This window comes from Candidatus Zixiibacteriota bacterium, assembly GCA_022865345.1.
Classification (GTDB): domain Bacteria; phylum Zixibacteria; class MSB-5A5; order MSB-5A5; family RBG-16-43-9; genus RBG-16-43-9.
This window is the reverse complement of sequence record JALHSU010000153.1, coordinates 1-6,552: the sequence shown is the minus strand read 5'-3', so window position 1 is coordinate 6,552 and position 6,552 is coordinate 1. Positions and strand designations below refer to the sequence as shown.

The following is a 6,552-nucleotide window of genomic DNA, read 5'->3' as shown; positions in this document are numbered from 1 at the left end:
TTGTCATGGGATATTTGGAGTATTTAGATATTTTTTGTCTTATTATCAAGAAAATCTAAGATAAGAGATTGTCTTTTGATGTATTACTTATTCTTAGTTAAACTGGAAGGGTGAGTACTCCACAAATCAAGAGTGAGTCCAAAAAAAACGTCCGGGATGAACCCGGACGTCACTTATTTATCCTCTCTTGAATCCTTGACTCCTTTTTTTAGCTACAGGATGGTGGTCCGCCTTTGAAAAGATAGTTTACGAGATAGACTACATCCGCAACTGTTGGTTGACCGGGCTCAACCGGGGGATTTTGTTTGCAGAAGTTAACATCACCCAAGTACACCGGGTCGGGTGCTGGGCCTCCTTTGAACAGGTAATTGATCAAAAAAACTACATCTGAAACTGTCTTTTTCCCATCTCTATTTGCATCCCCATGCAGATATTCCGGGACTGTATAAACCACGGTATCTACCTGTCCCTGTCCTGGACAAGGAGCATTGGCTATCATCACTCTGTCTTCATTCCCATCCAATTTCACGGCCAAAGTATAATTGCCAGAACCGCCGGAGTCAGGCACAACTCTGACCAGATACTGACCTACCACTGGGTTTGGTATAGTGATTATATCATCCCAATGCCCATCGTGGTTTCTATCCGTGCTGGTATCGTAAGTCGCATTCGGAATATTATTAAAACCTAATTCAATCGAATCCCCATCCGGGTTGGTTACAATCAAATTAACAGGTGAATAAGCGATGAAAAGCACAGTGTCATTCCGGTCTTGAAGCATATATCCCGGAATCACTCCAGCAAGATTGCTCTGCTTAATAAACATTGGATAATTGAAGGGAGCTAACCTGACAGTGTCAACCTGAATCTGGCGATCATAAGCGACTGGAGTGATAGAAAAGTTCAGGGTGAGTATTGTGCCAGAACCGGGCGAGAGAACGCTGGATAGACCGGCACAAAAGCCCACATTGACCGTTCCCTGGGTTGAGTCGATGGTTGCTGCTTGCAGTCCAGATAGATTAGTTATGCGTGAGCTGAATACGGCTGATCCGATTAATGGAATATCTCCTCCTATGGTTATCTTCAAAGGGAGGGCAAACCCAACGATTGAGCTATTGTTCTGATAATTTATGGTAACCGCAATTGTGCTATCATTGGCGGGCAAAAGATTGGGAGAAACGATAATCGCATCTGCAGGTTCTCCAGTGGTCGCATATTCGCTGCCTGGATTACAATAAGGGGCAGGACTTTCCTCAAACAAATATCTCCGCAGATAGGCTATATCCCTGATAGTAGTGGAACCATAGCCATCCATATCTCCACTTGTCGGATTGATTGGAGGAGCAGTCCCGTTCATAAAACAGTACTGGAAAAGATAAATCCAGTCAACAACATCCACAAGTCCATCGCCATTAGCATCTCCACAGACATATTGAAAGTACTTGAAGGTGGCATAATCATAATCTGTTCCAATGCCATAACTCTCTCCAGTCACATACACATTGGCAAAACCATCTAAGGCCATGGCATAGCCATGATCATGCCAGTTTGCCGGGCCATTGTATCTTTTTTCCCAAATGGTATATCCGTCAGGGTCATATTTTATGGTTACATAATCATAATTTGCTCCACTGCCAAAACTTTCTCCAGTCACATATACATTGCCGGAACCATCTAAAGCTATGGCGTGAGCATCATCACCCGCATTTCCCGGGCCATTGTATCTTCTTACCCAGGCCGTATCGCCGTTCGGCTTATATTTTATGGTGCAATAATCTTCACCCGTTCCACTGCCATAACTAAGTCCGGTCACATACACGTTGCCCGAACCATCTACTGCTATTGCCCGAGCATAATCAGCAGCGCCTAATGTTCCGTTGTATCTCTTCACCCAGACAGTATCCCCACTCGAATTATACTTAATGGTGGCATAATCCCAAGACGTGCCGCTGCCATCACTGTATCCGGTCACATACACATTTCCAGAATCATCTAAGGCTATAGCAGTAGCTTGATCATAGCCGTTTCCTGGACCGTTGTATCTTCTCACCCACGCAGTGTCTCCGCTGGAATCGTATTTTATGGTTGTGTAATCGCTGAGTGTTCCACTTTCGGTGGTAAATCCAGTTACATGCACATTGCCAGAACTATCTAAGGCTATAGCAGTAGCTTGATCATCGTCGTTTCCCGAACCGTTGCATCTTCTCACCCAGGCCGTATCGCCATTAGAATTATATTTTATGGTAGTATAATCACTTTTGAAGCTGGTATCCGCGCTTGCTCCGGTAACATAAACATTAGCCGAAGCATCTACTGCTATGTCGTAAGCATTGTCGACAGCGTTTCCTATGCCGTTGTACCTTCTTAACCAGGCAGTATCTCCATTGGGATAATACTTTATGGTGGCATAATCTGGACTTGAAATCAAGCCACGGCTTTCGCCGGTAACATATATATTGCCAGAATCATCTAAGGCTAAGGCGTGAGCCTGATCCCAGTTATTTTGCGGTCCATTGTATCTTCTCACCCAGACAGTATCCCCAGCAGCAGAGTATTTGATTGTGGCATAATCATAATTACTTCCATTTCCCCAGCTATAACCAGTCACATATACATTGCCAGAAGCATCTACTGCTATTGCTTGAGCGACATCCTCAGTGGTGTCCGCAGGACCATTATATCGCCTCACCCAGGCAGTATCAATTTCCTGGGCAAAAGCAGAAATACTTATCAAAAGCAAAATCACTAAAATGATTAGCTTTTTGGTCATTTTCGCCTCCATTTTAAAAGCTAAATTTAATTTATTATGCCACCACCCCTCAAGGTGAGCATGAATGAGTTTCCAAAAATTCATATTTCTCAAGCAAGAAATCATTATATTTATAACTTAAAAATGAAAAAAGTCAAGCATAATCGTTATACACGACTGGTTAACTGGAGATTTTAGACCTGTTTAGTTAGTATGACTATAGGAACCAATCAAGCAATTGCAGTCTGAGAAGTTAAATTAAGAAACCAATCTAAAAAGAGAAGACGAACACAATACTCAGAGATTTCAGGTTTTCAATAAAACCAGGGTGATATCATCCTCCTGGGGATGAGTGCCCTGGAAGGCAACGACTGAATCGACAATTCTCTGAGAAAGGTTTTGAGCCGGGATGGTTTGATATTCTCTAAGAAGTTTTAATAGCCTTTCTTCTTCGTACATCTCTTCTTTCTCGTTAGTTGCCTCTGTTATTCCATCTGTATACAATAGCAGTAAATCGCCCGTCGTCAACTGAACGGTTTCCTCTTCATATTTTGACCTATCGGAAATCCCCAGAATCAGTCCCCCTTTCTCCAGCGTTCTTAAGTCTCCGCTGGGGTGTAAAAGGAAGGGAAAGTTATGCCCGGCGTTGGTGTAAGTGAAAGTTTTGTCTTTGATGTCTAAGATGCCATAAAAAAGAGTAATAAATTTACCAGTGTCCATAAATCTGGAAAGCATAAAATTTGCGTTAGCCACGGTATCCTTTACACTGCGGTTTATCACAGCCTGCCCTCTTAAGCAGGCTTGCAGATTTGCCATTAACAAAGCCGCAGGAGTTCCTTTGCCAGAAACATCAGCTATAGCCAGGCCAAGATGGTTATCATCGATTTGAATGAAATCATAGTAGTCGCCTCCGACCTGTTTTGCCGGCATGGAAAAACCTGTAATTTCCATTCCTTCAACTACCGGGTCAATTTTGGGCAGCAGAGATTGCTGAATGTGGCGGGCAACTCTCAGATCCTCCTCTAAAACCAGAAGCTTTCGCTCTTCTTCGTAAAGCCTGGCATTCTCTATGGTCTGGGCTGACTGACTGGCAATAATGGATAAAAGTCTCTGATCGTCCGGAGTAAAGTCAGAGCCTTCCTTTTTATTAAAAAGACACAGAACCCCTATCATCTTGTTTTTCAGTTTTAATGGAACCGCTAAAAGGGATCTGATTTTTTCTGACTCCTTTTCAATTCCCTTAAATCTTTCGTCTTTTGCCAGCTCGTTGATCAGAAGCGGCTCCTGGTTTTTGAGCATCCAGCCGGTAAGGCTCATCCCGAAATGATAAGGGACACCGCTGAAGGTGGAATTCATTATTCTGACAAAGGTTTTCAACGGGGTGATCTTGTCCTCCTCGCTCAGAAGCCAGATGGCACCCTGTTCTGCCCGGATGTGTTTGGTGCACTTCTTCACGATCAGCTCAGTTATCTTTTCCACGCCCAGGGTCGAGCTGATTGCCAGACCTATCTCGTTGAGAATAGATAACTCCTCAACAGCTCGCTTGAGCCTTTGATTTTCCTCTCTCAACCCTTCCGTCATTTTTCTCTCTATTTATAGTCTCTTGAAGTGTGTCCATTCACTTTATAAGCATAAAAACCTAAATTATCAAGAGTTTTTTTAGTTTTTTACAATTTTGGAGGATTGTTACAAGAGGATTCTGGCTGGAGGAATGAATCAGTATTCTGTCAGAAGACTTAAGAATCAGGACAGAGGAACCACCAATCTACAGTTTGAGCAGGGTATGCGGACTTAAATCCACGAAAGAGGTAATTAGCCAGCTACTTAGCTTGTTGCTGACTTGAAAGTTGGGGATTTTCCAGGCTTAAAGTTTTATAATAAGGTCTGCAGGGAGGAGGCCCGAACTTCCACAGGTAGTTAATCAAATAGATCAGATCGCCCACGGCGCATTTGCCATCACAATTAACGTCTCCAACCTGAGGAGGGGTAGGCGGGGGTCCTCCTGCGAAAAAATACTGGACCAGATCGATTAAATCCACGAGGGTGAGGAAGCCATCGCCATTGACATCCCCGGGAACAAGTTTGCTCGGGTCAAGTAAAAGATAAAATCTGAAAGGAGAAGACCAGGCCGATATCTCCCCTGTGCAGGCGTTCTGGTGCCTTCCTCTCCAGTAAAAATTTCCCTGGAGCGGAGGGAGATGTGCTGAGTAGTTGAAATTTGTGTTCGATTGACACGCGGTCCAGTTACTCTGATCTACAATGTTTGTGAAGGCTTTATCAGTTGCTACCTGGATCTGGATCAAAAGGGTGTTGCACTGGGTGTAATTGGCAGTGCTAAAGGTTAAGCCCACCGGGACAGTAGAGACCTGTGCCCGTGAAACAGATAAAAATGTAAGACTCAATACAAGAAGAAAAAGGAAAATCTTATAGAATACTTCAAAAAGACCAGCTTTATTTTCTTTGTTGCAGTGCAGAGGCATCCGGTCCTCGCAAATATGTATTGACAAAAAACTGGGGGAGACAGCCAGAGGAGCCTTTGACTAACTCAATCCGGGTTGACTGCTTCCTCTTTCCTCCATCTGCTCTTTAACCCTAAAAGGGGATTTTAGGATAATGAGCAGAAAATCTTGAACTTTTCAAATATAACCGGTTTCGCAAAACTGTCAAGACCCTCGGGGCAATTTTTTTTAAAAATCTTTTTGAACTGATGTTTTTTTGAATTGCACCTTTTTGTCAGGATAACAGAACAAGGTAATCTAACAAATAGTTGATTTATCATTACCAACATGTTAAATTATGTCCGGTTTTCGTAATATAAAGAGCAAATGCACAAAAAAAAAGAGATTATACTTGTAGGGCTGAGCATAACTATCCTCTCGGTCCTGCATTATGTCACACCGGTCGACAAACCGATACTGCACGATCTCTACAGAAGGCTATACTATGTTCCTATCATCTTCTCAGCCTTTAGCTTCGGGCTTAGAGGGGCAATGGTTTCTTCTCTGGTTATCAGTCTGGTTTTTTTGCCGCACGTTTTTCACCGCTGGGGTCATATTCATCTACAGACCTATGATGCCCTGTTCGAGATCGTTCTTTATAACATAGTTGCCTGGGTTTCAGGAACTTTGGTCCAGGCTGAGAGAAAAAGGAGAGAGGAGTTAAAAAAGGCTCAGGAAGAGCTTATCCAGGCAAATAAGTATAAAGTAATCGGCGAGTTAGCCGCAGGTATCGCCCACGAGATCAGAAATCCGCTGGGTTCAATTCAGGGTTCTCTGGAGATCCTGCGCAAAGATTATAAGGTAGAGGATTCGAAGTATGAGTTCTTAAACATACTCCTGAAAGAGGTTGCCAGATTGAATAAGGTGATTACCGATTTCTTAAATTATGCCAGGCCGGCACTTCCCAATCTGATTGAAACAGATATAAATCAGCTCATCAGTGAAACGGTTTTAATCCTTTCTTCTCAGGCAGCTAAGAAAGGAGTCGGATTGAAAACCGAGTTGGATAAAAACCTGCCCCGGATCAAAGCAGACCCTTCCCAGCTTAAACAGGCGTTTATCAACCTGATTTTGAATTCCTTAGAGGCGATAGAAGGTAATGGTCAGGTTCTCATCTCGACTCTGCAGGACAAAAATAAAGTAACGGTAAAATTCCAGGATACTGGTAAAGGGATGTCTGAAGAAACTGAAGAAAATATCTTTACCCCTTTTTTCAGCACCAAAGAGAATGGAGCAGGATTGGGCTTGGGAACAGTCGAAAGGATAGTTCAAAATCATAAAGGAGAAATAAAGGTCGAGAGTTAC

Annotated in this window: 4 protein-coding genes; 1 reads left to right on the top strand and 3 read right to left on the bottom strand. The window is 43.1% G+C overall.

Translation table 11 applies throughout. The annotated features are described in order from the left end of the window. Nucleotides 1-208: 208 nt before the first annotated feature. From MUP17_07215 to MUP17_07205, 3 genes are all read right to left on the bottom strand, one after another. Nucleotides 209-2,770, bottom strand: a complete 2,562-nt coding sequence (locus tag MUP17_07215; protein MCJ7458764.1) for an SBBP repeat-containing protein — start codon at nucleotides 2,768-2,770, stop codon at nucleotides 209-211. A 285-nt stretch (nucleotides 2,771-3,055) separates the two neighbouring features. Further along, nucleotides 3,056-4,330, bottom strand: a complete 1,275-nt coding sequence (locus MUP17_07210; protein MCJ7458763.1) for a SpoIIE family protein phosphatase — start codon at nucleotides 4,328-4,330, stop codon at nucleotides 3,056-3,058. A 239-nt stretch (nucleotides 4,331-4,569) separates the two neighbouring features. Continuing rightward, nucleotides 4,570-5,229 carry a dockerin type I repeat-containing protein gene (locus tag MUP17_07205; GenBank protein ID MCJ7458762.1) on the bottom strand — a complete coding sequence of 220 codons (660 nt, stop codon included), beginning with the start codon at nucleotides 5,227-5,229 and terminating at the stop codon, nucleotides 4,570-4,572. Nucleotides 5,230-5,574: 345 nt separating this feature from the next. On the opposite strand from MUP17_07205, the gene MUP17_07200 reads away from it, so the two are divergent. Next, the coding region (locus tag MUP17_07200) for an ATP-binding protein (GenBank protein ID MCJ7458761.1) at nucleotides 5,575-6,552 on the top strand (978 nt) is incomplete at its 3' end.

What these genes read in the sequence shown, in the direction of transcription:
- MUP17_07215 (MCJ7458764.1), bottom strand. Translation starts at nt 2,770, where the DNA reads ATGACCAAAAAGCTAATCATTTTAGTGATTTTGCTTTTGATAAGTATT.
- MUP17_07210 (MCJ7458763.1), bottom strand. Translation starts at nt 4,330, where the DNA reads ATGACGGAAGGGTTGAGAGAGGAAAATCAAAGGCTCAAGCGAGCTGTT.
- MUP17_07205 (MCJ7458762.1), bottom strand. Translation starts at nt 5,229, where the DNA reads ATGCCTCTGCACTGCAACAAAGAAAATAAAGCTGGTCTTTTTGAAGTA.